Source organism: Arhodomonas aquaeolei DSM 8974, from assembly GCF_000374645.1.
Lineage (GTDB): Bacteria > Pseudomonadota > Gammaproteobacteria > Nitrococcales > Nitrococcaceae > Arhodomonas > Arhodomonas aquaeolei.
Map to the genome: position 1 here is coordinate 1 of NZ_KB894809.1, position 23,768 is coordinate 23,768.

A 23,768-nucleotide genomic window follows, 5' to 3' on the forward strand; every position below is an offset into this window, starting at 1 on the left:
AGTCGCTCGTCGCCTTCGCCGGGCTCGACCCCAGGCCCTACGAGTCAGGCACCAGCGTGCGTGCCCCGCGCCGGATCTCCAAATGCGGCGACGCCGCCCTGCGCAAGGCGCTGTACTTCCCCACCCTGTGCGCGATGAAACACAACCCCGTGATCCGCGCCTATGTCGAGCGGCTCAAACAGCGTGGCGTAAGAGGCAAGTCCCTCGTGTGCGCCGCCGCCAGAAAGCTCCTCCACCTCATCCACGGCGTGCTCAAGTCCGGCCAATCCTTCGATCCCAACATCCCCTTGCAAGCACAGGGGTAAGACGGTATCTACGACACCCAGCAGGAACGTCGCACACGGCCTATGGCCGTGCCCGACCTACGCTCAGGTAGGTCGGCTGCTCCTGGCAGCCGACATCTGGCCCTGATACGCATGAGCCATTCTTCCGGCACCTTGCACGACGTCGGGGAAATCGGGATTCCGGCTCTTGCAGGCGCACATCCAGTTCACCGGCCAGGCGAGGCAAGTCCTTGCACGCGGCATTCCAGATGATTCGGTCATTCACCTTTGCGTAGCCGTGGATCAGGATGTTCCGGAGATCCACCGCTGCACGAAGTTCCGGGATCTCTTCAGCCAGCTCCGGTGCAACCTTCTCCAGCTGACCCAAAGCCTCGCCGACAATCTCGAGTTGCCGTTCCACCGCTGAGCGTAACAACGGATTATTCAGATACTCAGCCTCGTCAGCCCCGTCGATGAAGGAAGCGACAGCTCGAGCGGCTTCACGCGCATCCCACAGTTAGGCCCTAGGATCACGCCGCATGGACCTCTTCCCGGCTACGATCAATCTCGGCACGGACATAGGGGTTACGCGCGCCATCCGCAGGAAGCAGGTCGACAGGACGGTCCAGGATTTTCTCCAGCTCAGCACGGAATGCCAGATATTCCTGCAGCGAGGAGGCGGCGGCGCTATCCGGCGCGAACTCCACCAGGAAGTCCACATCCGAGCGACGATCATCGAAATCCGCACCCCGCGCGGCCGAGCCAAACACCTCCAGGCGCCGCACACCGTAACGCTGACAAGCTGCGACGATATCCTTACGCCTGCGTTGGATCAGGGGGTGCATGGCGTCAATCTATCCGGAGTCTGGTCTCTTTCGTGCAAGCCTATCAAACCCCAGGCAAAGGCCACCACTTGCCCGGGATCGGCTGGCGACAATGCCACGGAGCTCGACGACCGCTGCGTATCAGCAGGAACGCCGCACACGGCCTCCGGCCGTGCCCGACCTACACCCCAGGTAGGTCGGCTGCTCCCGGCAGCCGACAATCAATCATGGACACGCTTTAACCCGCCTCAAGTAGGTCGGCTGCTCCTGGCAGCCGACAGAGCGGGTAGGTCGTGCACCGCAGGTGTGCGACATCCCAGGCCTCCGAACCCGTAGCTCGGCGACTCCCGACAGGCCCCCGGCCCGACTACTCCCGCGCATAGGCATCCTCGAAGCGCACGATATCGTCCTCGCCGAGGTAACTCCCCGTCTGGACCTCGATGAGCTCCAGCGGAATCACACCCGGGTTCTCCAGCCGGTGCGCCGTGCCGAGCGGCACGTACGTCGACTGGTCCTCGGTCAACAGGAAGCTCTCCTCCCCCCGCCACACCCGGGCCGTGCCCTTCACCACGATCCAGTGCTCGGCCCGGTGATGGTGCATCTGCAGCGACAGCTGCTGCCCTGGATTCACCGTGATGCGCTTCACCTGGAAACGTTCCGCCGAGGCGATGCCCTCGTAGGCCCCCCATGGACGATTGACCCGACGGTGGACCGTGGCCTCGTCCCGGCCCTCCGCCTCCAGGCGCGCAACAATGCGCTTCACGTCCTGGACACGCTCGCGGTCGGCAACGAGCACCGCATCCGCCGTCTCCACGATCACGGCATCCCGCAGCCCCACCGCAGCGACGAGCCGCCCTTCGGAACGGATATAGGAACCGTGGGTATCCTCGGCCACGACATCCCCGATCAGGACGTTATCCGTCTCCTCACTCCGCTCACCCACGGCGTGGAGCGTGCCCCAGCTCCCCAGGTCGCTCCAGCCACAGTCCATGGGCACGACCGCGGCGTCCCGCGTGTGCTCCATCACCGCGTAGTCGATGCTCTCCGCCGGGCAGGCCGCGAACGCCGCCTCGTCCAGCCGGATGAAGTCCAGATCCTCCTGACGCCCGGCCCACGCCGTCGTGACCGCCTCGAGGATATCCGGCCGGTACGCGGCAAGCTCGTCCAGATACCGCTGCGCGGCGAACAGGAAAATCCCGCTGTTCCAGTGATACCCGCCCTCGGCAAGGTAACGCGCCGCCGTCTCCGCATCCGGCTTCTCGACGAACGCATCCACCGCCTGCACGCCGTCGGCGATGGCCGCACCGCTTCGGATATAGCCATACCCGGTCTCGGGGGCATCGGGAATGATCCCGAACGTCACGAGATGACCCGAACGGGCTTGATCCATGCCGCGGGAGACCGCGTCGTGAAAGGCATCGACGTCCCGTACGAGATGATCGGAGGGTGCGACGAGCAGCACGGCCTCCGGATCCTGCTCGAGGGCCCACATCGCCGCCGCCGCGACCGCCGGAGCCGTATTCCGCGCCGCCGGCTCCAGCAGCATCGCGCCCGGCGCGACGCCCGCGGCCTGGAGCTGTTCGGCGACGAGGAAACGATAGTGCGCGTTGGCCACCGTCACCGGTGGCTGAACCCCGGGCAACCCCGCGGCGCGGAGCACGGACGCCTGCAACAGGCTGTGCTCGCCCACCAGCGGCAGGAACTGCTTCGGATGCTGGCTGCGGGAAAGGGGCCAGAGACGATTGCCGGAGCCGCCACAGAGGATAACCGGGCAAAGCACCACCACGCCCCCCCTACACGCTCCGCCTATATAGACCCCGGCAACCTATAATGGTCGCCCAGCCATTCGGCGCGGAAACCGAACAGTAAAGAGCAACAAGCTCGTCAAGCGACCGATCATCATCCTCATCCGCCGCAATCTAGCAATTTTGCACGCACCACCACTTTCAAATGCGATCAACAGCGGCATCCAGCGACCCGCGCATGCGTTGGGCCTGTCGAACACGCGCAAAGACAGGGGCCGCCGCCAACCCGCCATCTCGAAACCCAATTCGACGATCTGGGGAATCTGCAAGGTCCTGAACCGCGGCAGCGAGGGCCTCCGGATCTTCGGGGGGCACGCAAACACCGACGCCATACTCCCTTACCAATCCGGTGGCCTCACCTTCCGGCAACGCCATGACCACCGGTGTGCCCATCGCCATACATTCAAAGAGCTTGGAAGGTATCACGCTCTCAAACACCGGGGAGTCACGTAGCGGGATCACTGCCGTATCGCAGAGCGCGCTGATGGCCGGCACGCGCTCCTTGGCCTGGCGAGGGAGCGAGCGCACGTTCGTCAGCTGTTTATCTCGAATCAGTCCGTCGACCTGCCCCTTCGCAGCGCCAGACCCGACGAACAGAAACGCAATATCGTCCCGATTACGCAGCAGCTCTGCAGCATCAATCACTTTCTCCAACGCATGGGCCATACCATGAGTCCCGACATAGCCGACGACGAACTTGCCCTCCAGGTCGAGCTCCTGCGCCAGAGACTGGTCTGGTTCCGCCGACTGAAAGCGCTCCAGGTCGACACCATTGCGGACGACATCGATCTTGCCTTCGGGAACGCCGCGGCGAATCAGATCCTTCCGGAACGATTCCGTCACCGCCACTATCCGTCGTGCCCTGCCATACAGGAATAGTTCCAACCGCTCCAGGACACGAACAGCGCGGCTTTGGTCCAAAGCCCCCACGGCCACAATCGACGCCGGCCATAAGTCACGTAGCTCGAATACAAAGGGCCGGCGTCGGAGCACGGATACCAGCCAGCCACCGACCGCGGCAAAGAACTGTGGCGACGTCGCCACCACCACATCCGGACGTTTTTGAAAGACAGCGGCAGCCGCTCCCGCCAGCATGAACGAGACGTAATCCAGCGTGCGCTTGACGAACCCCTCATTCGCGGTAATGAACGTCTTCACCCGCACTACGCGGATACCGTCCACGTTCTCTACCGAGTACCAGCGGTTTCGGTATCCGGGAAAGACCTTTCCTTCCGGAAAGTTCGGTGCGCAGGTGATCACCGTTACCTCATCACCGGCCCGCACCCATTCGACCGCGTGCTCGTACAGTCGTGTGGCCGGCGCGTTGGTCTCTGGGGGAAAGTTATCGGAAAGAAAGAGAATTCTCATTAAGGCACAATGCCCTTCTACCAATACAGATGGCTTTCACAGTGCGGCCCGTGGAATTCGACAACCAGACACTGCGTCGGTGTGGCAGCCCCGAATTCCGGATGATATGTGGCCGGTTCAACGCGCAACGTCCCCCCGTCCACCGCAAGCACCACCTCACGCCCCGCAGAAGTGCAAAACCGCGCTTTCCGCTCCCCCGTTGCGATCAACGTGGTCGTAGGATGAAGGTGAAAACGCGCGCACGCCACGTCAAAGGCACCGGTCAACTCATCCTGCACGGAAAGACCTGACCCGTTGAGTTGCCAGGCGCGGCGGTGCAGCAACGCGCGGGAGAGGCGACGGTACCCGTCATGGCTACCTGCGAGCCAGACTTCCTCTCCATTCACACCGTACTCGACATCCAACGGACGCGCGCGCCGCGCCACCCGGAAACCGCTCCAGACTTCACTAGAATCCAACCCGTTCACGACCACCGTGTTGTGCGCCGCCGTGCCACGCTGACGCAAACGCTCGGCGCTGGTACCGTACTCCGAGGTTCCGGAGTTCACGAATACGCGCTGGCCATCGAGAGAGAGCTCGAAACTCAGGGTGTCGGCATGGGCGTGGCCAGGTAAATAGTCGGGGCCGATGGGTGCCACATCGGCGATGCAGACCGCCGGACCGCTGGCTAGTCGGAAATAACCGGTGTCCGGCAGAGATACCACGAGCCCCTTCATCTCATCGCCGTAGAGACCTAACCGGACGGCATAGTCGCGCACAGCACCCGGCGTAGGAGCGATACCGACTGCCGCGTCATTAAAAAAAGCGATCTCCCCGTCTGGATGCTGCATCCCGGATAGGGCACCCAACATTCTCCCTGCAACCTCTCGCCACGCTGGCGGCGGCTCCACACCATAGGCGTAGTGCACATTGAGCAGATCCAGCAGATCCTCGAAGATAATGACGTGGTACATGGGGCTGCGCTCGAAATGCCCCCCATCGGGCAGAATCTGTTCCGTAACCTCCCGATCCAGGATCCGTCGCCCAAGGTGTAGCCAACGTTCCGGCTCGTCACCCTCAAAGAACAATCCCGCGAACACCAGGGCCTTTGCGTTAGCAAAGAGGTGATTGCCTAGAAGGTGATACTCGAGGTGTCGCTCGAGCCATCGGGCCTGCACAGCCAGACTCTGCCGCCATGCAGCCTCCAGTTGCGCGCCGCCGAGGGCCCACTTCACCCAGTTCACGATGCGCAGCGAACACGGGTACGGCTCCCAACCGTTACCCGTGCCGGGAGGGTTCTCCCTTACCCATTGCTCCAGCAGCGCTCGGTGCCAATGCTCCCGATCGCCGGCATCCCGACTATTCAGATCATCAAAGTAATGGAGGTTATACAGCCAGAGTTTTGCCTGGTTCGGATCGTTCCAATCCACCGGATCGGTCACCGTTCCGGCCTGATTGAGGAACCGAAACATGCCCGGGCCAAGCATGGTTGCCTCCCGGGCCACCGGCATTTCCCAATTTCCTTGCCGCAGACGAACGGCAGGCGCCGGCCGGGTGTCCGGCGTAGCACGATAGAACCGATACCAAAGCCGCCATACCACTTGTTCCCAGCGGAGATGGCGCGCGGTTCGGAACCACCGTGCGAGCGCACGAAAGCGCATCAGACGAGACCATCACGCGACACAGGGGCGCATGCACCCGAAGAAATGGCCTCTGTCGCCCGCCTTCTCAAAATCGTCATGAAATTAGAAATCCTGATCGATTGGTGGACTGCTGTTAGAAAACCGATAGCAATCCCCGCTCGGCCCAACAGCATCGCGGGGCGGAGCAACATCTGGCCAAGGGACTCGAAAGCCGAGTCCCACATCATCCTCCTTGACAAGGGTACGCGCGTGAAATCTCTTATGGGAGCAAGCGCAGCAAACCGCAAGCATCGACCACCATCTTGCGCTGGAGCTGGCTGGCGGGGATGTTGCGGAAAGGTCGGTGAGGCACGAGGGGGACGACGAGGTCGGCCTGTTCCATTGCTTCGGTGAGGCCTACCAGACGGATATCATGGCGGGCGAGTGTCTCGGGGAGTTCTTGAATGTGCGGCTCCACCGCCAGGATCTCCCCCGCGCCCTGGCGCGCGAGGGTTTCGGTGATCCTTAGGGCAGGGCTCTCACGTAGATCGTCCACATCCGCCTTGTACGCCAGCCCCAGGCAAGCGATCACCGGTTCCCGCAGACGGCGGGCCTGGGCAGCAACCTGTGCTACCACCTGGTCGGGCTTGTCGTCATTCACGGCCCTGGCCGTTCGGATCAGCCGGCTCTGCTCCGGTGCGGACGCGACAACGAACCACGGATCCACCGCGATACAATGACCTCCCACGCCAGGACCGGGCTGAAGGACGTTGACCCGCGGGTGTCGATTGGCCAGCTCGATGAGCCGCCAGACATCGATATCCAGGCGCTCGCAGATAACCGAAAGTTCGTTGGCCAAAGCGATGTTCACATCGCGGAACGTATTCTCGGTAAGCTTGGCCATCTCCGCCGTCCGGGCCGTGGTGGTCAGGACCTCACCGGAGACGAACTCACGATAAAAGGCTGCCGCCGCCTCGGTGGCGGCATCGTTCAGTCCGCCCACCACCCGATCATTATCGACGAGTTCCTTGATGATCTGACCCGGCAGCACGCGCTCCGGGCAATGGGCCACATGCACTGCCCCGCCACCAAGCTCCGGGCGTTCCTCCGCAATCCAGTGCGCCACGCGCTCGGTAGTGCCTACTGGGCTGGTGGATTCCAGGATGACCAGGTTCTCGGGCGCCAAGACCCGAGCCATGGCCCGACTCGCCGCCTCAACGAACCCCAGGTCCGGCTCCCGGTCTTCGGTGAACGGCGTGGGCACCGCCAGGATAAACACGTCGGCGGGCTCCGGCTCCGTGCCGGCGCGCAGCTGGCCACTCTGCACCGCGGACCGCACCAGTACGTCGAGATCCGGCTCTACGATATGGATGGCACCTTGGTTGATGGTATCCACCACCTCGGGATTGACGTCCACGCCATGCACACTGAACCCTCGCGTAGCGAGCAGGCTGGCGGTAGGCAGGCCGATGTAGCCCAGCCCCAGGACGGTAACGCGGGGCCGCTCCTTAGAATTCCTCAAGTCGTTGTCTCCCTGTTTGCAGCGACTAACGCCTCAACGATGCGCGTGGCGGCCTTGCCATCCCCATAGGGATTATGAGCACGGGCCATTGCAGCGTAGGCATCACCGTCGTCGAGCAGCCGCTCGGCCTCGGCGACGACGCGCGCCGGATCCGTCCCCACCAGATGAACCGTACCGGCCTCCACCGCCTCAGGGCGCTCCGTAGTCTCCCGCGTGACCAATACTGGCTTGCCCAGCGACGGTGCCTCCTCCTGGATGCCACCGGAATCGGTGATGATGAGCTCGGATTGGTCGAGCAGCCAGACGAAGGGAAGATAGTCCATAGGGGTCAGCAACCGTACGGCGGGATGGTTACCGAGGTGCTCGTAGACCGGCCCCTGAACATTGGGATTCAGGTGAACCGGGTAGACAATCTGAACGTCCCCCCGGTCGGCGAGCTGGCGCAAGGCCGTGCAGAGGTTCCGGAACCCATCACCGAAGCTCTCCCGGCGATGCCCCGTCACGACAATCAACCGCTTGCCCGCATCCAGCGCACCGACGGCCTCACGGCACCGCGCCTGCAGTGTCTCATCACCATGCAGCCGGTCCACCACGCCCAGCAGCGCATCCACCACCGTATTCCCGGTAACCGTCACAGATTCCGGTCTAACGTTCTCCCGCAGAAGGTTCTCCCGCGCCCGCGCCGTCGGCGCGAAGTGCCGGTTGGCCAGCGCACCGGCCAACCGGCGGTTCATCTCCTCCGGCCACGGGGCATAGCGGTTACCGGTGCGAAGGCCCGCCTCCACGTGCCCCACCGGGATTCGGCGGTAGTACGCGGCCAGCGCAGCAGCAAACGTGGTCGTGGTATCGCCGTGGACCAGCATCCAGTCTGGACGATATTCGTCGAGCACCGGTCCCATGCCTTCCAGCACCGCGTTAGTGACGCCAGTGAGGTCCTGCCCCGGGCGCATCACAGCCAGATCAAAGGCGGGCTCGATATCAAACAGCGCAAGGACCTGCTCCAGCATCTCCCGATGCTGCCCGGTCACGCACACGCGCGAGTCCACCCCGTCCGCGCCGTCAAGCGCCCGCACGACCGGCGCCATCTTGATCGCCTCCGGCCGCGTGCCGAAGACCGTCAGTACCTGTAAAGCCAAACCGGTGACTGCTCCCTGTGATTTCACGTTTTATGTATGTATAGCGTACCCGACGGTTTCATCACTCCGGGTAAAGCTCCCTCAATTCTTGCGTAACTCGGCAATCAGCAGGATCCGTAGTGGCGCGAAGAGCTCTGTCGCATTCACTATGCGCTCGTAACCCGCCCCCGCGAGGTAGCTGGGCACTGTCCCCCGGAGATACTCGGGGCGCCCCTCGACCCGATCAATTCGCTCGACCTTAAACCCGGTGTCCAAGGCTAATCGGCGCACCTGTTTCATACTGTTTGCATAATATCGAGTGGGGAAAGTGTCGTCACCGTCTCTACCCCGAACGCGATTAATCGCACGATGGAACGAGTGCGGTGTCAACCGCGCAATCATAGGCATGTAATGGATACGATTTGGCGTCTTAAAAAGCAGCATACCTCCCGGCTTCAATACGCGTGCCACTTCACGAAAGACATCGGACGGTTGATCCAGGTGTTCCATCACATTATCGGCGAACACCAGATCGAAACTCTCCTTCGCAAACGGGATATCCCCGACGTCCGCGACACAGCCCTCGTCCAAGTACGGATTTTCAAGAACCCGTTCGTCAAGGTCCACGCCGACCACATGTTTGGCGTGACCGCGAAAATTCATCTGCGGAACAATCCCCGCCCCAGCGCCAAGGTCAAGAACAACGCTTCCCCCGGTCAGGCGGTCCAGCACTCGTTCGCGGAAAAGATTATCGTCCCAGTTACTTCCATAACCGGGATATAGCACACGATCCAACCACGCCGTCAGCCAGCTCATCTAACGTCCTCCGCAACCTCTATCGCGGTACGCGATACCTCAATGAGCTCCCCCTGCGGGATTGGATCGGGCCCAAGATGGCGCACAGCCTCCAAGAACTGCGCAGGTGTCGCTTTGCTCCCTTTATCCTGACGCCATAACCGCGCCCGCCGCGGATTCGGCCATCCCCAGACGCGAAGCCGCCGGAAGTTGTCCAGCTGCAGAATGCGGCCGGCGGCGAACACCTCCACGCGTTCCTTCGGGAATCCCTTGTGGCCGTTCGCGAGGTAGTGAATCGTCGCCTGGGAACCGTCGGCAAATCCGAGCTGGATCGTTGCCTTGTCCTCAGTAACCTCCACTCCCGCGTGGGGACCCAACGAGAAGGCCCCATGGGTGGCAATTGGCGCGCCGACCAGGTGGCGCGCCAAATCAATAAAATGGCAGGCCTCGCCAATAATTCGCCCCCCGCCGACCGCAGCATTCTGGGTCCAGTGGTCGGCTGGGATCGCCCCTGCATTCACTGTCACGATCACGCTCTTGGGCGCATCCACACGTGCAAGCAGCTCCTTCGCCCGTACCACATGAGGTGCAAAACGGCGATTAAAGCCCACCATCAGCCGCTGGCCCGGGCGCGCCCTGGTCTCCTGCTCGATCTCCGTGAGTTCTTCCCGGGTTAGGCACAAGGGTTTCTCACAGAAGACATGCTTGCCTGCCCGCAGCGCCTCCAACACCTGCGCGGCATGGGCATCATGGCGGGTCGCGACGACCACTGCATCCACCGTGTCGTCGGCCAGCGTCGCCTCTATGTCTGTGGATGCGTGCTGGAACCCGAACTTCTTCCCGTAATGCGTTGCGCTGACGCCGCCGTTACTGACCACCGTGTGCATTATGGCGCCAGCACCCTGAAACGCGGGCATCAGGACCCGCCCTGCATAGTTCCCCGCACCCAGGAAGGCGACACGCACAGCGGACCCATCGCCCCGGGCCGGAGCGGCCGTGTTGGCTTCAAGCTGAACGGTCCGCGCCCCTGTCTCAATACGCCCGGTCGGGGCCTCGATTGCAGAAGCCCGTTCATCGTCCGCCGCCCCCTGATACTCCAGCAGGATCCCCAAGGACGGCTCATCGGACGCGAGCAAATCATAGGCATCCGCCGCGTCGTCGATGCTGAAGCGGTGTGAGATCAGGGGGTCCACATCCACTGCGCCAGACGCCATCAGGTCCAGCACCGCCTCGAAGTTTCGCTGCTCCGTCCAACGGACGAAACCGACCGGGTAGTCCTGCCCCCGCTCCTCGTAATCCGGATCGTATCGTCCCGGCCCATAGGAGCAGCTCACCTGGAAGGAGAGTTCCTTCTCGTAAAAATCGGCCCGGGAAAGCTCCAGGCCCGTCACCCCCACCAGAACGATCCTCCCGCGCTTGCGGCACATCTGCGCCGCCTGGCGCACCGGCTCGTTGCTTCGCGTGGAGGCCGTAATGAGCACGGCGTCCACGCCGCGCCCGCGCGAAAAGGCCTCCCCGCGGGCAAGCACATCTTCACCCGCGCCGGGGTTCATTACCTCCGCCCCAAAACGCTCGGCAAGGGCGAGACGCTCCGGATCCAAGTCGATCCCCAACACTCGGCAGCCCTGAGCGCGAAGCATCTGCACCGTCAATAAGCCAATAAGCCCGAGGCCGGTCACCACAACGCACTCACCAAGAGTGGGGTTAACCAGGCGAATGCCCTGCAGCCCAATCGCACCAAGTACCGTGAAGGATGCCGCCTCGTCGCTCACGGCATCCGGAACGCGGGCACAGAGATTCTCCGGGACCACCACTGCCTCGGCATGCTTGCCGTTACTGGCCACACGATCACCGACCGAGAATCCGGTCACGTCTTCCCCTACCCCCGCCACCGTACCGACATTGCAATAGCCGAGAGCAAGCGGCTGGTCCAGCTTGCTTCGCACCGCGTCCATGGTCGCGGCAACGCCGTCCGTGCGCATCTTCTCCAGCACCATCCGCACCTTATCCGGCTGCTGACGAGCCTTTTGCACCCAATTGCCCTTGCCGAACTCGACGAGCATCCGCTCCGTGCCCGCGGACACGAGTGTTGCGTGGGTATTGATAAGGAGCTGCCGCCGCCCGGCGTACGGTCGGGGGACATCCGCGAGGACGGTACTGCCGTCCTTGAGATTTTGCAGTATCTGTTTCATTAACCGTTCAATGCCCTATATGCGCCAATTCGTCTTGCACGGACAGCCGATCAGATGCGCGTCCCGAACGGACCATATCCGCAATGCGTAGCATCAATAGGGTCGAAACGAGTATTTCTTGCCAGTCTCGGCCTCGTCGCCCTTCGAATGGTTGTAGCGTTCCGTCCCTGTGCCCCACATCTTTCGGCTTGAACCGCTTCTTCGCAATAAAATCGTTTCGCCAAACCGTCATAGATCGGAAATCATCGATTTTTGCTATAACGTCGCCCTGTTGAAAATTAATTGTCTCATTGATCCCTTCAAACGGCTCACAGCGAGACGTCAACATCAGCGAGAAAATGTCTCCGTGGTTGGAACTTATCGACAAGGAAAAATTATCATCGCCCTCGTCAGGATCTCCGGAAAGGAGCTGCATTGAAAAGATGTCGGGCAGGCCACGCCAAGCCAATACATGGACCAAAAGATCGATCCAGTGGCCGGCATTACCGCAGATTCGAGTACCCTCCTGCGGATCCCGATACCAGTGATTTTTAGGAATTCGGTGGCCGGATACGAAGCAGCTCAATGACACGCCTCCGGCGGGCGACTCTGGAAGCATGCTGCGAATATGTTGAATCGCCCCGGAAAATGGTCGATTGTATCCGGCAAAGATCCTGGCATCATTGCGTAAAACCGCCGATTGGAGCCTTGAAAGCTGCTCCAGCGAAACCGCTACCGGCTTTTCTATATAGACGTCCTTCCCAGCGTTGAGCGCATCGACTGCGTAATCCGTGTGCGACGCATGGTTCGACGCGATATATACAAACGAGACGTTCGGGTCCGCCATAATCTCATCCGGCGAACTGGCAACTCGACCAATACCCAGGGCCTTGGAACAGGTCTCCGCGGCCTTGACATCAATGTCGTAACACCAGCGTAACCGGCGACCATACCGACGGGTAAGGAAGTATCCAAGAGTAGCAAAGCCGTATTGCCCGCAACCGATCAGCGCCACGTCCGGACTTGGATGGGAACGCCAAACCAGAGGTATGCCAACCCTAGAACGCCCCACAACCTTAAAAAGCGTTCGATGCTTTCCATAGATATTCGTAAACCGGAGGACCTTTTTCGCCGCGGTCAGATGACTCATAAGCCTGTCACGCTCTCTATGATCCTCGCCACCGCCTCATCGACACCGGTGGGAACAATTCGCGGCGCTGGTACGCGGCTGGTAGCGACCCTTATTGCATTAACAACCTCCCCTTTCGCGTACTCTGCATGAGCGACCCGCACCGCCACGCCATGATTCGCCAACCACGCCTCCAGTGCGGCACTTTCCGGCCAATCGTCACGCTCGACATAGACCACCGGAATACCATGGCACGCTGCCTCAACGAACGTGCCGTAGCCGGGCTTGGTGAGCACCACGTCAGCCCCCGCCAAGACATCTAGGAACGGCATTCCGGCCCGACTGATTGGGGTCACATCCAACCGGCAGGACGGCGCCAACCTATCCGGGACGACCCAGTGACAGCCTTCCATACGCGGGAAACACGATGCGTTCGTCCCTCCGGTTACCCCTCCCATTGTCGCAAGAACAATCCATTTGCCTTCCGTCTGTGGCAACCGCATCCGCAGTTCCCCGGGTCTCGCGGTTGAAAGCCGGGCGATTGGCCCGACCCGCTCCAGGTTCCCCAATCCCCGCATCGGCATCGATGGCGTAGGGGTGATGAAACGCTCGGCCTCGCGATAACAGGCCCGGATCTCTGCTACGAGACGTTCCACCTGGGCGTCCCGAACCGGCAAATAGTGCTCGAGGACGTCGGCCCAGTTCAGCGAACACAGGGCAATCGCCGGGACACCGATATCCCTCGCCGCCGCAATTGGAACATAGGGGACGTCAGTCAGCACGAGGTCGGCGTCCGCATCACGGATACGCGTTTCTTCCTCTCCCACGTGCACGCGGAGTTCTCGGTGATAGTCGGCATATTCTTGCCAGGTTGCCGCCACATCGACGTCGAGCGGACCACGCATTTGAATCACCGGCTCCGACACGCCCGTCATAATATGCACGTCGGGGCCGAACAGCGTCTCTATGATTCCGCGGGGTACAGTCGTCCGTATGACGACACTTAGGCCGGGAAACCGGGCACGCAGCCCCGCAACAACTGGCGCAACCTGGCCGGCGTGGCCAAAACCATGGCCCGAGATCGCGAGGTATAGGGTCTTGAAGGCCACCCGCTGAGCGTCACGCTAGGCGGATGCTGTCGAGCATCGCGGGTAACTCTTCGTGGAAGTCGCGACGTATCTCCGGCAACGCCCCGCTACGTGGCGTTGGTTCGACCTGAAGGTCATGCAAGCGTGCCTGCTGGTTGGTGTGGATCACCTCGACCGCAGGATCATGCCCACGCAGAGCGCTCACGGCATCGTTAACGGTTACATTCTCTTCCACGACGTTGTGCACGCCGGCTGCCACCTCGCCAGCAACCGCTGCACCGACGGCATGAGCGAGCGACGCGACGTGTACGACCGGCCGGACCTGCTCCCCACTGCCATGGACATGCAACGGTCGACCAAGCGCGGCATCGAGAACGAAGCGGTTCATGAATGTGTCGAAGCGGGCTACGGGGTTTCGGCCGTAAACCGTCCCGGCACGCAAAATCAAAGTATCCATTTGGCGAGCCAGGCGCTGCACGTGCCGCTCTCCCGCGAGCTTGGACGCCCCATAGGCATTCGCCGGCATCGGCTCTGTCGTAACGTCGGCCATATGACCCGGAAAGCCGTAGACCGCACCACTGCTAACGTAGACGATACGCGACACGCCGGCGTCCTCGGCCGCATAGCTGACCTCGGCAGTCCCCCAGTGGTTAACCTGGTCGAACGCGTGAGGATTGTCATCGGTATACGGCGATGGCGCGAGCGCGGCCAGATGGCACACGCAGTCCGCCCCCTCGACCGCGTGCTTCAAGGCACGCGAATTCAGGATATCGTCGACTATTACCCTCGCCTTGCTGTACGTCGGGCGCTTCTCTGCAAGCAGTAACCCATAGTTACGTCGGGCAAAGTTATCGTAGACAACCAGCTCGCCTATCCGCTCATCTTCCGCCAGCACATTCAGGGCACTCCAGCCAACATAGCCGGCTGCACCCGTGATAACGACCTTCATCCTCTTAGTCACCTTCCTGACGAGCTCCCAGCTCCGTGTGCAGACCACACTCCGTCTTGGACTGCCCGCTCCAGCGTCCGCCCCGCTCCGCTAAAGTATCCATAAACGGCCGCGTGCACGGCATGCAGCCAATACTCAGGTAACCCTGACGCTCCAGCGGATGCTCCGGCAGATCATACGCTTCGCGATAGGCATGGACCTCTCGCGCCGTCCAGGTGAGCATGGGGTGGTAACGAAGGATGCCATGGGGGCCGACCTGCTCCTCCGCAAAGCCTGCCCGTACAGCGCTTTGATCCGCACGTACTCCGCTAATCCAGACATCGTATGCCCGCAGGTAGGGTTCCAGCGGCTGGACCTTGTTCAGGAAGCAGCATTTGTCCGTATCCGCCGCGAACAGCAGCCGGCCATCCGCGGCCCGCTGTTCCGATTTCGGAACCGGAGGCCGAACGTTGATGACCTCGATCCCCAACCGCGCCGCGGTCGCGTCACGAAATGCCAATGTCTCCGGGAAGAGATAGCCCGTGTCCAGGAACACTACCGGGACATTGGCACCGTGGCGCGACACGATGTGCAGCAGCGGCAGGCTCTGCGTCTGGAAGGATGAGCTCAGGAAAACACGCCTCCCTTCGGCATCGAACGCCGAAAGCCGTTCCAGCACCGCCGCGGCCTTCCCCTCCGCGGCGCTCAGCGCGTCCTCTTTCACCAGATTCATCCAAGCTCCCTCTTGCGCCGCGCACCATTGCCCCGACGCCGGCGCCAGTCATCCAGCACCTGCTCGTAGAAATCTCCAGTGGCCTTCGCCACCTTATCGACACTGAAGTTCTCGACCGCTATCGCCCTCGCGCACTCACCGCAACGCCTCCGCAGGGGTTCGTCGTCAAGCAGTGTCGCAACGCGCCCCGCCAGTGCCTCATGATCGCCAACCGGCACCACAAACCCACTGTCTCCATCGACGATATGTCGGGGGACATCGCCCACATCAGTGGAGACAACAGGCCGGGCCATCGCCATCGCCTCCCACACCGAAACGGGCGAGGATTCCGCCTGCGAGCTACAGACATAGACATCGAAGCGTGCGAGCAGCGGCCGGACGTCAGCACGCGCGCCAACGAAATACACCCGCTCCAGCTCCAGCTCGCGAACCAACGCGAGAAGGCGGCGATAATAGGCACGCTGACGGTCGAAGACCGGCCCAACGATGACCACGTGTGGCTCCTCCCCCCTGTCCCGCAGGCATGCGGCAGATCGGATCAGCGTCTCGAGCCCCTTGATCGGGCTAACGTTCGCAACGGTGCCGATGACCGGCGTCGAGTCCGCGACGGGGAGATCAGGGTCGTTGGGATACCCCTGATCCGGATCGAACTGTGCCGAATCAACTGTCGCTGGCACCACGGCCTGTGGGCGCCCGGTTCGGATTCCACCCCCGTAATACTCCTGGGAGCGATGCGAGGCGAAGATAACCCCGCAGGCCAGCGGCCGCACCATCCGGAACAGTCCGTGCACCCAGCCAGGCATCGCCGTGTCGTTGAGATGCCAGACCACCGGCACGCCGGCGAGCCTTGCGGCGACCACGCCCTTGTATTGCCAACTGCCGCCCGAGGCATGGACGAGATCGATTCGCTCACGGCGAATGACGCGGACGAGACGAATGACCTCAATAGGCGAAAACAGCAGATACCCAAGAGCGGCACGCCAATCTTTGGTAATGCGCGTAAGCGGCAATGCGCGGTAGGGCACGCCACGGCTCTCGCACATTTCGCGAAACGGACCAGAGTTGGCGCGCGGCATGACGATCAGCGTCTGGGCCCGTTCGTCGAGAGCTTCGGCGACCCGCACCATCCGCACCTGCGGCCCACCGAGCTTGCCTTCCTCAATAACGTTTACGACGTACATGGCGCCTGCAAATTTTTTTTAGGACGTTCTCAAGTCGGATACCAACCGCTTCCTTTGAAAAACAATTTTTGTGTTCCAAACGCGCACCCGCGGATACTTTCCTTCTCAGCGATACATCTTCAACCATGTCCGCAAATATGGTCAGAAACTCATGAGAGTTTCTAAACAACCATCCAGTCTCACCGTGCGAAATGATAGAACGAAATGGTCGGTAGTCGTTAACAAGCGTAGGAACCCCCCAACGCTTCGCCTCAAGAATCACGTTTGGCGTGCCATCGTGCTCTGAGTGATATAGAAAGAAATCCGCTGACGAATAAAGAGAATCCACATCATGCACAAAACCAATGAGCTTCACAAAAAGAAGCCGATTTCCGTCATATGATGCAAGAAAGTCTTCGACAACCGACCTAAAAACTCCGTCCCCCGCAACACTGAACGTCACCGATCGACCTGTCCGTTCGCAAAAGGCGGCCAGTTGCTTAATAAGCCAAATGACACCTAAGGCTTTGGACATAAAGTTTAGATTTGTGACAGTCAAACAGCAAGCAGAGCCCACAACGAACGAACGGTCACCAACCGCTTCACCGTCACAAAACTGTGGGACAACAAAAATCTCCGCATCTCGCGACAAATCCCCCTTTACCCTGTCCGCCAAATCATCATTTACGCAGATAACGTAGCGTGGCAGTTTCAAAAAAAGCTTAGCGACCACATAATTCACAAAACCCTTTATCCGCCTTTTCAAGGAGGCATACGCTAGATTAGCTAGGAGGTCGCTATTATCTTGGAGCGGGTGTCCACCCAACCGCAAAACAACCGGAACCCCGGAAAGGCGCGCCGCGCAAATCGGAAGAACCATGTACAAACCAAGACCGATGAATACAATGATGTCTGGCTTTTTGCCCCACCAAAACCAGCGACATATTTCCAAAAACGTGCTCTGATCCAGTTTCAGCCGTTGAGTTCTCGCCGCGTGGTGACGCCTCCGTAGCGGCTCTACTAAGAAACACGCTCGGTTTCGCGCCTCGTCCCTGGTGACAACCACGCAATCAAGTTTCGTTTCAACCATTAGAATTCAGACACCTTCTCCAACTCCATGAGAAAGCCGCCGCACAGGACCTCGCTTTTGACATTTTTCGCCGGGGATTTGCAAAACCAGCCCCATTAGTATTGGAAATATATATACTCCATCAAACGGACGCACAAGAGAGTAAACAAGAAACGAAAACAGGAAAACAAAGGAAATCTTTCCTAGATCCGACAAAATTTCCATTTTGCACCTCCTCAAAGCCCAGAGGCGAAGCGAAATTCCCAAAAATATCAAAGGATAGCTAACTGCTCCAACAATCCCAAGTTCCCCCGCAGCCGTTATCAGGATATTATGCGATACCAAACCGAACCCTAATCTCTCTTCCATATACGCAGACAACCCGCCGATCCCGCTACCCAGCGGCCAATAGTCTAGCGTCATCTTATAACCTTCAAAATACATAGCGGCGCGCGCATAATCATATAAATCTTTGCTAGGCTGGATTACGCCACCACTGAGGACCTGCGACTCCTGAAACCTTGTTACCAGCTGCGCGATCAAGGAATTTTCGCCCCAAACTAGATAAGACACAAGATTTAAAAACAATACACTAAAACATATAAGTGCCGCTTTCAAAATCCCACTTCCGGCTCCACGGGACAAGACGAACGGCGTAAGAATCACAATCATAAACAAGATAACAAATGCCGCTCTGCTCAGAGACAACACCGCAACGATAACCGAAGCGACTATGGCAAGATTCCCAATCATCTTGCTTATGAGTCCATATTTTCTCGCCCAAAACAAATACGGCAAAGAAAGAAGAGCAATTGCTGAGGCGTGATTCGAAAAAGAACCAACAACCCCGGCCATTTGCGAACCTTCAGGACGAAGGGAACCAAAAACGGCGACCACAAAGAAAGATGACACAAACAACATAATTGAAAAACTCAAGGCGACTAATGCAATTGCTCGCAGCAAAACTTCGCGATCGAGTTTGTATGAGGCCATATACGCCAACCCAATATTCACCGAACTCGCGAGCAGCGCAACGCGAGTTTCTTCGGGGTAGCTCGTGGCAAAAACCGAAAACAGAGGGACCAAATATATCCCCCCCGCCAAAATAAAAGACTTTTTAACAACCAAAGGGCGGCGTGCGACAAAGAGACACAAACTCAAAAAGGCGGCACATGCAGCGACATATATGTGCAAAGTTTTGAACAAAAATAATCGTGCTGGATACAAAAAAATGAAACCCTGCAAGAAAAAAACGACAATACTTGAAACGGACATACTCATAAAGTTCTAATTTTTTTCTGAGCGATCGACACCCCGGTAACCCAAGGCTCTATTTAACAAATGAGCCGAGACCGTCACGACACTAGTCTTCTGCGGTGGCGTGCGCTCTTTCCAAGATGCGTCGGCACGTAGGTCTTCGAATCCAACAGTGTACCTCGAGGGCGATCCGCCAATGGCGTGGCTTTCCTGCGCATAGTTTTTTTTGGTCAAGGAAAAGCTATGTTCGATACGAGACATCTCGTTTTTCGGATCGTCGAAGAATTCCTCGTAACGAAGCATAGCCCGACGTCCGCGACTGGTGAACGCAAAGGCAACCAGACCATTCAGTGTTGACAGCATCCATGCCCGGAACGCTTTCTCAGCCACATCTTCAGGGGCAGGTGAACGGCCAGTGCCTGCCATTATCTTCCTCGCTAAGACCTCGCCTCGCGCTCTCTTTGTCATCGAAGCAACGACTGAACGCCCGTCACGCAGCAAATTAATGAGCCTCATTTTCTTTGGCGCTACAGCCTTGAGAATGTAATATTGATGTGCCTGCTTCGAGGAATCGACAATTAAACTGACGTTCGCAACACGCGATATAGCTCGATAAATGCGAAGGCAATTCTCTCCAACCTCTAGTTCCCGTTCGAATGCAGGGACGAGTTTTCCCATCCGGTTTGTCAGGCGTGCCCCCAAAAGCCTCACAAACAATCGGAAAAAGACACGCTGACGACGGCTCAGCCGGCTTCGGAATGAACTCTGCACGAGGTCAAGCCCCGCTTCTTCTGCCACCGCACACCAAAACGCACACTCCGATACGGGGGCACCGCATGCACACGTTTCCTCTGCGCCGTCTTCCTTGATTATCCGGGCGTCACCCTTGGCAAACTGCGAGATACGATAAAGCTCCCCGCAAGCGACTCCTCCGAAACGCCGTGCGATATAATCTTCGATTAGTGTCGAACCGGATCGGGAAGGTCCCACGATGTATATCACAGTAATGTCCGTTGCCGTCGTCATGGTTTCACCGAAAAAAAGCAGCCGTGGCATGGCTGTTGAGCGAAAGGTGTCGCCGCGCCATCCACCAGAGTCCGCTGTTCCAGATAGCGAGCGTCACGAACGTGGCGGTAGCCGCACCGAGACCGCCATATACCGGGATAAATGCAAAATTCAGTGTCAAATTAGTAGCTGCCGCAAGCACCATGAAGCGGGCGACATAGCGCTCGAGGCCCGTCGTGTTCATGAGTATGCCGATGGGTCCGAAGCTTGCGTTCATAATCTGGGCCGCTATCAGGATCATCGCCGCTGGCCGACTGGCCGTGAAGTCAGGTCCGAATAGCCATCCAGAGAGAAGTTTTCCAAAAAAGAGCCAAGGGACAGCCAAAAGGAGCGCGACGCCGGTCGATATGAGCGCTCCGCTGGTCAAGAGGCTTTGCAGTCTATCGAGATTGCCTTGCCGATAGAGACGAGCATAAGAAGGCGAAAACACCGCACTCACGATCTGCAATCCGAACGTGCAAAGCATGCTGATCTGATACGCGATCCGATACACGCCGACGTCATCGGCGGGCCAAAAAACGCCGATCATCAGGATGTCCGCGTGATTGTTTATCTGGTTCGCTCCTGCGGCTAGCGCCATCGTCAGCGCAGCCTTCCAAAGCGGGCCCGTTGGCGGCGACCTGTAGTTGGCACTCAAGCGCAGGCTCGCGGGGCGCCGTCGCCACAGAAACACCGTTCCCAGCGTAAAAGCTGCCGCCACGGCGGCGAGTTGCATGGTCATGGCAAAACGCGCTGTCGCTGGCACGGCTAGCCCCAGCATGAGTGCAAAGGCGAGCATCGCCCCGGGCTTTACGACCATCTCGGGAATCTGCGCTAGCACCACATGCTGCAACCCGCGCAGCGCCCCGGCGCGCAATGCGCCAAAGGCAAGCAGGGGGACGAGGCACAGCGCCAGACCATACGTCCAGAGCTGTTCGGCCTCCATTCCGTCGCCCGCCACGAAAAGGGCGAATCCACCGACCGCCACCACGGCTAGGGAAAACAGGCCTGCTCCGCGCGTCGCCCAGCCCCAGACGGCGCGCATGTACGCCCAGTCCTCGGAAACCGTCGCCGTCGCCGTCTCGCGCATCACGAGGTTAGGCAGGCCGAACTGCACGACAATGGCGCAGACCGAAGCAAGCACGAACGCGGAGGAGTAAAGGCCGTACCCGTCCGCGCCGAGCGTGCGCGCCAGCACCACTGCGACGGCAAATCCAAGCCCGGCGTTCGCGACGCGCAGGCCGGCGCTGCCAAGAAGCGGGCGTAGGAAGGATGATTTTCTTAATCGCTCACCGACGTTTCCGAACACCGTATGGTGGGAGGTATGCTCCCCCTCTTGCCGACGGCGGCCACGGAACCCGCACTGTCGCTTGGCCCTCATGCGCCAATCACGAGCGGCGCTCCCATTCCGTCGACGATTCTGGAGCCGCGAAATCCTGAGGAAATACCCGCCGTACTGCTCCCTTCAGCCTGCTCACATGGTACCAAGCCGGCATCACAAGGGGCCGGCGGAACTGCGTCGACGTACGCTCACCCGGCCGTCGGCCAACGCTTCGCCTCTCTAGCTCATCGACGATATCGCACACTTCACTATCCCGATCTATCCGCGCCTGGATCGTCTCTCTCACCCTTTCGAAATCGTCGCTAAATTCCGGCTCTGCCCGGATTCGGAGTTCGCCGCCGTCCAGTTGCTGGCGCACCCCGAAGCTGCCGAAAACGTGATGGGACTGAACTCGCGCCGCCATTTCCTGTCCGCTCACATAATGCATTCCGATCCGTGAGCAGATATCCCCGAGTATCTTGGCGGGGGACCTGACCAGCTCCCGGTAAGAGACGGCCGAGAATGGAAAGCCCAGCCTCAATAGGCGACCATGGTATTTTACGAAATCATCCCGCCATCCAAGCGGATCGCGCCCTCGCTTGAACTGCGAATAGGCAAGCTCGATCGGTGGCTTGTATATCAGAACGTTGAAAACAGAAATTCCCGATTTCTCAGCCCAGGACTGGGTGTCGATAAGCCACGGCATATACTTGGACGAGTCGATGACGAAATCGACGTTGAGCCTATCGCAAACCGTCCTGTGAAATCTTGCCTCGGGCACATACGCGATTTTCTCCCAGACAGGGCAGGGGTCCGAACCACACGCGCAACGTATCTTCCTGTGATGGGTTCGCCAGGGACGGAACCATGCGTACACTTCACCACAGGAAAACGCGCTCTGCCCATTGCCGAGCATGACATCCAGCATTGTAGTCCCGGAACGGCTTGCTCCGCAGACGTTAATAAGGGTTGGCATGGTGCTCTCCCCGAATCTCCCGGTGACGGAGTGCCAGAGCGCCCTCGTGACCGCTTTCCCGGAACGCCGCCGCGGCCCCCGGCGTGAAATGCCTGCGCCAGCCACCCAGGGCCCCTTCGCGCACGAAGGATATCTCGGCGTCGGCCGACCGGGCTTCCTCTGCCGCCTGTTTCGCACGGGCAAAGCTGTGGCGCTCGGCCACGTCTGCGGCCCGCCCCTCCGTCAATGGCTCGCCATTCAGCACTTCAGCGACGCGCAACAGTTCACCCGGCGTATCTGCGCGCAGCGCCTCGTAACTGGTCTGCACCGTGCCGGGGCGGTGCGCCCAGGCGCGTACGAATTGCGGCCAGATGGAGCTAGGGCTCGAGGGGGATTGCGAGACGAACCGGATGAAGGCGGAGGAAATTTCCAATGCGTCCGAGAGCATTTGGGCGAGCCATGTCCCGCCTGATTTTGGGTACTCATTCACAACGTAGTACGGTGCGACGCCAGAGAACGACCGCACATAAGCCTTGTGCGTAGCCGCGGAGATGCGCGACCGAAGCCGTTGTAACCGCGGAACGCTCAAGTCAGCACTCCTTTGTCCTCGAAGTACGCGGCAACTTCATCCCGGTTTAGCGAAAGTTCATGCGCAGAGTTGTAGGGTCGGTCGGGTTGACGATTGGCGCGTAGGTGCGCATAAGCTGGGGTCGTTTGATCAGCGAAAGCCGAAAGGATTACAAAGAAATCACCATATTCCCAAGTTCGCCGAACCTCTTCTTCGTTCATCAGCTCCTCGTACATTTTTTCTCCGGGCTTGGAGCCGATCTCGATAATCTCAACCTCCCCGTCTCCGCACAGGGCATCCCGCATGACATGCGCGATATCCTCTATGCGTGCAACCGGCATCTTGGTGACCATGACTTCACCGCCCGTCGCGAGCCAGACCGATTCCAGTACCAGGCGGACCGCTTCCTCGAGTGTCATGATGAAGCGCGTCATGCGTCGGTCGGTAAGTGTAATCGGACCGCCGGCCTCGATTTGACGCCGGAAAAGCGGGACGACTGACCCACGCGAGCCCAGGACGTTCCCGAAACGCGTCGAGGCGAACACCGTTCCGGCGGCGCCTGCGCGAGCATCCAGTCCGTTAGCCGTTGTCTCGGCCGCCGCGGTCATCAATCGTTCGCCCATCAGCTTGGACGTGCCCATGACGTTGGTGGGGTTCACGGCTTTGTCCGAGGAGGTAAAGATCACCCGCTCGACGCCGGTCTCCTGAGCCGCATCGATCACGTTCTGTGTGCCCAGGATGTTGGACGCTACTGCCTGGGCCGGACTGTCCTCGCAGAGGCCAACGTGTTTGAGGGCGGCAGCGTGAAGCACGATGTCGACACCGCGCATTCGCAGCTTCAGTGCCTCGCGATCGCGGATATCGGCAAGGTGTCCGGAGACCTTTCCGGTTTGCCGGTAATGCTCTATCTGGAAGAAGAGTTCGGTCTCGTTGTTGTCTATGCAGACGACATGCGCAGCGGGCCCGGCCACGAGCTGACGTACAAGCTCCGCTCCGACCGTACCGCACGAACCAGTGACCAGGACCGTCTTATCGCGGAATTTTTCCATGAC

22 protein-coding genes are annotated in these 23,768 nt (G+C 59.9%); 1 reads left to right on the forward strand and 21 read right to left on the reverse strand.

What is annotated here, in order from left to right; genetic code table 11:
* Positions 1 to 305, forward strand: a 305-nt coding sequence (locus C516_RS19315) for an IS110 family transposase (protein ID WP_040409408.1), incomplete at its 5' end; no start/stop codon positions are given.
* A gap of 40 nt (positions 306 to 345) precedes the next feature.
* Here C516_RS19315 and C516_RS20840 read toward each other — a convergent pair.
* From C516_RS20840 to C516_RS0110895, 21 genes are all read right to left on the reverse strand, one after another.
* Positions 346 to 780: a HepT-like ribonuclease domain-containing protein gene (locus C516_RS20840; protein ID WP_084594174.1), complete on the reverse strand. Its 435-nt coding sequence runs from the start codon at positions 778 to 780 to the stop codon at positions 346 to 348.
* Positions 781 to 793: 13 nt separating this feature from the next.
* Complete coding sequence (locus C516_RS0110820; RefSeq protein WP_026321112.1) at positions 794 to 1,108, reverse strand: nucleotidyltransferase family protein; 315 nt, start codon at positions 1,106 to 1,108, stop codon at positions 794 to 796.
* Between the two features lie 346 nt (positions 1,109 to 1,454).
* Positions 1,455 to 2,873 (reverse strand): mannose-1-phosphate guanylyltransferase/mannose-6-phosphate isomerase, encoded by a 1,419-nt coding sequence (locus C516_RS0110825; protein WP_018718408.1) that lies wholly within the window; start codon positions 2,871 to 2,873, stop codon positions 1,455 to 1,457.
* A gap of 160 nt (positions 2,874 to 3,033) precedes the next feature.
* Positions 3,034 to 4,260 carry a glycosyltransferase family 4 protein gene (locus C516_RS0110830; protein WP_084594175.1) on the reverse strand — a complete coding sequence of 409 codons (1,227 nt, stop codon included), beginning with the start codon at positions 4,258 to 4,260 and terminating at the stop codon, positions 3,034 to 3,036.
* 17 nt (positions 4,261 to 4,277) lie between these two features.
* On the reverse strand, positions 4,278 to 5,750 hold the full coding sequence (locus C516_RS0110835) for a heparinase II/III family protein (RefSeq protein WP_018718410.1): 1,473 nt from the start codon (positions 5,748 to 5,750) through the stop codon (positions 4,278 to 4,280).
* Between the two features lie 391 nt (positions 5,751 to 6,141).
* Positions 6,142 to 7,383 (reverse strand): UDP-N-acetyl-D-mannosamine dehydrogenase, encoded by a 1,242-nt coding sequence (wecC, locus tag C516_RS0110845; RefSeq protein ID WP_018718412.1) that lies wholly within the window; start codon positions 7,381 to 7,383, stop codon positions 6,142 to 6,144.
* Positions 7,380 to 8,519 (reverse strand): non-hydrolyzing UDP-N-acetylglucosamine 2-epimerase, encoded by a 1,140-nt coding sequence (wecB, locus tag C516_RS0110850; RefSeq protein ID WP_018718413.1) that lies wholly within the window; start codon positions 8,517 to 8,519, stop codon positions 7,380 to 7,382. The genes wecC and wecB overlap by 4 nt, the downstream gene beginning before the upstream one ends.
* An 81-nt stretch (positions 8,520 to 8,600) precedes the next feature.
* Positions 8,601 to 9,314: a class I SAM-dependent methyltransferase gene (locus tag C516_RS20845; protein WP_084594176.1), complete on the reverse strand. Its 714-nt coding sequence runs from the start codon at positions 9,312 to 9,314 to the stop codon at positions 8,601 to 8,603.
* On the reverse strand, positions 9,311 to 11,485 hold the full coding sequence (locus C516_RS0110865; RefSeq protein ID WP_018718416.1) for a bi-domain-containing oxidoreductase: 2,175 nt from the start codon (positions 11,483 to 11,485) through the stop codon (positions 9,311 to 9,313). The genes C516_RS20845 and C516_RS0110865 overlap by 4 nt, the downstream gene beginning before the upstream one ends.
* Positions 11,486 to 11,492: 7 nt before the next feature.
* On the reverse strand, positions 11,493 to 12,614 hold the full coding sequence (locus C516_RS20850; RefSeq protein ID WP_084594177.1) for a Gfo/Idh/MocA family protein: 1,122 nt from the start codon (positions 12,612 to 12,614) through the stop codon (positions 11,493 to 11,495).
* Positions 12,611 to 13,702 (reverse strand): glycosyltransferase family protein, encoded by a 1,092-nt coding sequence (locus C516_RS21050; protein ID WP_156831215.1) that lies wholly within the window; start codon positions 13,700 to 13,702, stop codon positions 12,611 to 12,613. The genes C516_RS20850 and C516_RS21050 overlap by 4 nt, the downstream gene beginning before the upstream one ends.
* Positions 13,703 to 13,712: 10 nt before the next feature.
* Entirely contained in the window at positions 13,713 to 14,630 is a 918-nt protein-coding gene (locus tag C516_RS19325; RefSeq protein ID WP_018718417.1) for an NAD-dependent epimerase/dehydratase family protein, read from the reverse strand.
* A 4-nt stretch (positions 14,631 to 14,634) separates the two neighbouring features.
* Positions 14,635 to 15,342 carry a phosphoadenylyl-sulfate reductase gene (locus C516_RS0110875; protein WP_018718418.1) on the reverse strand — a complete coding sequence of 236 codons (708 nt, stop codon included), beginning with the start codon at positions 15,340 to 15,342 and terminating at the stop codon, positions 14,635 to 14,637.
* Entirely contained in the window at positions 15,339 to 16,523 is a 1,185-nt protein-coding gene (locus C516_RS0110880) for a glycosyltransferase (protein WP_018718419.1), read from the reverse strand. Before C516_RS0110880 ends, C516_RS0110875 begins: the two co-directional genes overlap by 4 nt.
* Positions 16,501 to 17,592 carry a glycosyltransferase family 4 protein gene (locus tag C516_RS20855; protein WP_084594178.1) on the reverse strand — a complete coding sequence of 364 codons (1,092 nt, stop codon included), beginning with the start codon at positions 17,590 to 17,592 and terminating at the stop codon, positions 16,501 to 16,503. The genes C516_RS0110880 and C516_RS20855 overlap by 23 nt, the downstream gene beginning before the upstream one ends.
* 6 nt (positions 17,593 to 17,598) lie before the next feature.
* Positions 17,599 to 18,852: an O-antigen ligase family protein gene (locus C516_RS21055; RefSeq protein ID WP_156831216.1), complete on the reverse strand. Its 1,254-nt coding sequence runs from the start codon at positions 18,850 to 18,852 to the stop codon at positions 17,599 to 17,601.
* A gap of 6 nt (positions 18,853 to 18,858) precedes the next feature.
* Positions 18,859 to 19,854, reverse strand: coding sequence for a sulfotransferase (locus C516_RS21060; RefSeq protein WP_169509145.1), 996 nt, complete (start codon positions 19,852 to 19,854; stop codon positions 18,859 to 18,861).
* A gap of 4 nt (positions 19,855 to 19,858) precedes the next feature.
* A complete protein-coding gene (locus C516_RS0110885; protein WP_084594179.1) occupies positions 19,859 to 21,253 on the reverse strand; it encodes a flippase in 1,395 nt (464 codons plus the stop codon).
* Positions 21,254 to 21,260: 7 nt separating this feature from the next.
* Complete coding sequence (locus C516_RS19330) at positions 21,261 to 22,121, reverse strand: hypothetical protein (protein ID WP_156831218.1); 861 nt, start codon at positions 22,119 to 22,121, stop codon at positions 21,261 to 21,263.
* Between the two features lie 31 nt (positions 22,122 to 22,152).
* Positions 22,153 to 22,737: a sulfotransferase domain-containing protein gene (locus C516_RS0110890; protein WP_211210612.1), complete on the reverse strand. Its 585-nt coding sequence runs from the start codon at positions 22,735 to 22,737 to the stop codon at positions 22,153 to 22,155.
* Positions 22,734 to 23,765, reverse strand: coding sequence for an SDR family NAD(P)-dependent oxidoreductase (locus C516_RS0110895; protein ID WP_040409489.1), 1,032 nt, complete (start codon positions 23,763 to 23,765; stop codon positions 22,734 to 22,736). Before C516_RS0110895 ends, C516_RS0110890 begins: the two co-directional genes overlap by 4 nt.
* Positions 23,766 to 23,768 lie beyond the last annotated feature (3 nt).

Coding starts and splice junctions, on each gene's coding strand:
- C516_RS0110865 (WP_018718416.1), bottom strand. CDS start 11,485: ATGAAACAGATACTGCAAAATCTCAAGGACGGCAGTACCGTCCTCGCG.
- C516_RS0110880 (WP_018718419.1), bottom strand. CDS start 16,523: ATGTACGTCGTAAACGTTATTGAGGAAGGCAAGCTCGGTGGGCCGCAG.
- C516_RS0110895 (WP_040409489.1), bottom strand. CDS start 23,765: ATGGAAAAATTCCGCGATAAGACGGTCCTGGTCACTGGTTCGTGCGGT.
- C516_RS20850 (WP_084594177.1), bottom strand. CDS start 12,614: ATGAGTCATCTGACCGCGGCGAAAAAGGTCCTCCGGTTTACGAATATC.
- C516_RS0110835 (WP_018718410.1), bottom strand. CDS start 5,750: ATGCCGGTGGCCCGGGAGGCAACCATGCTTGGCCCGGGCATGTTTCGG.
- C516_RS0110830 (WP_084594175.1), bottom strand. CDS start 4,260: ATGAGAATTCTCTTTCTTTCCGATAACTTTCCCCCAGAGACCAACGCG.
- C516_RS0110875 (WP_018718418.1), bottom strand. CDS start 15,342: ATGAATCTGGTGAAAGAGGACGCGCTGAGCGCCGCGGAGGGGAAGGCC.
- C516_RS20855 (WP_084594178.1), bottom strand. CDS start 17,592: ATGGTTGAAACGAAACTTGATTGCGTGGTTGTCACCAGGGACGAGGCG.
- C516_RS0110820 (WP_026321112.1), bottom strand. CDS start 1,108: ATGCACCCCCTGATCCAACGCAGGCGTAAGGATATCGTCGCAGCTTGT.
- C516_RS0110885 (WP_084594179.1), bottom strand. CDS start 21,253: ATGAGGGCCAAGCGACAGTGCGGGTTCCGTGGCCGCCGTCGGCAAGAG.
- C516_RS21060 (WP_169509145.1), bottom strand. CDS start 19,854: ATGACGACGGCAACGGACATTACTGTGATATACATCGTGGGACCTTCC.
- C516_RS19330 (WP_156831218.1), bottom strand. CDS start 22,121: ATGCTGGATGTCATGCTCGGCAATGGGCAGAGCGCGTTTTCCTGTGGT.
- C516_RS20845 (WP_084594176.1), bottom strand. CDS start 9,314: ATGAGCTGGCTGACGGCGTGGTTGGATCGTGTGCTATATCCCGGTTAT.
- C516_RS19325 (WP_018718417.1), bottom strand. CDS start 14,630: ATGAAGGTCGTTATCACGGGTGCAGCCGGCTATGTTGGCTGGAGTGCC.
- C516_RS21055 (WP_156831216.1), bottom strand. CDS start 18,852: ATGAGTATGTCCGTTTCAAGTATTGTCGTTTTTTTCTTGCAGGGTTTC.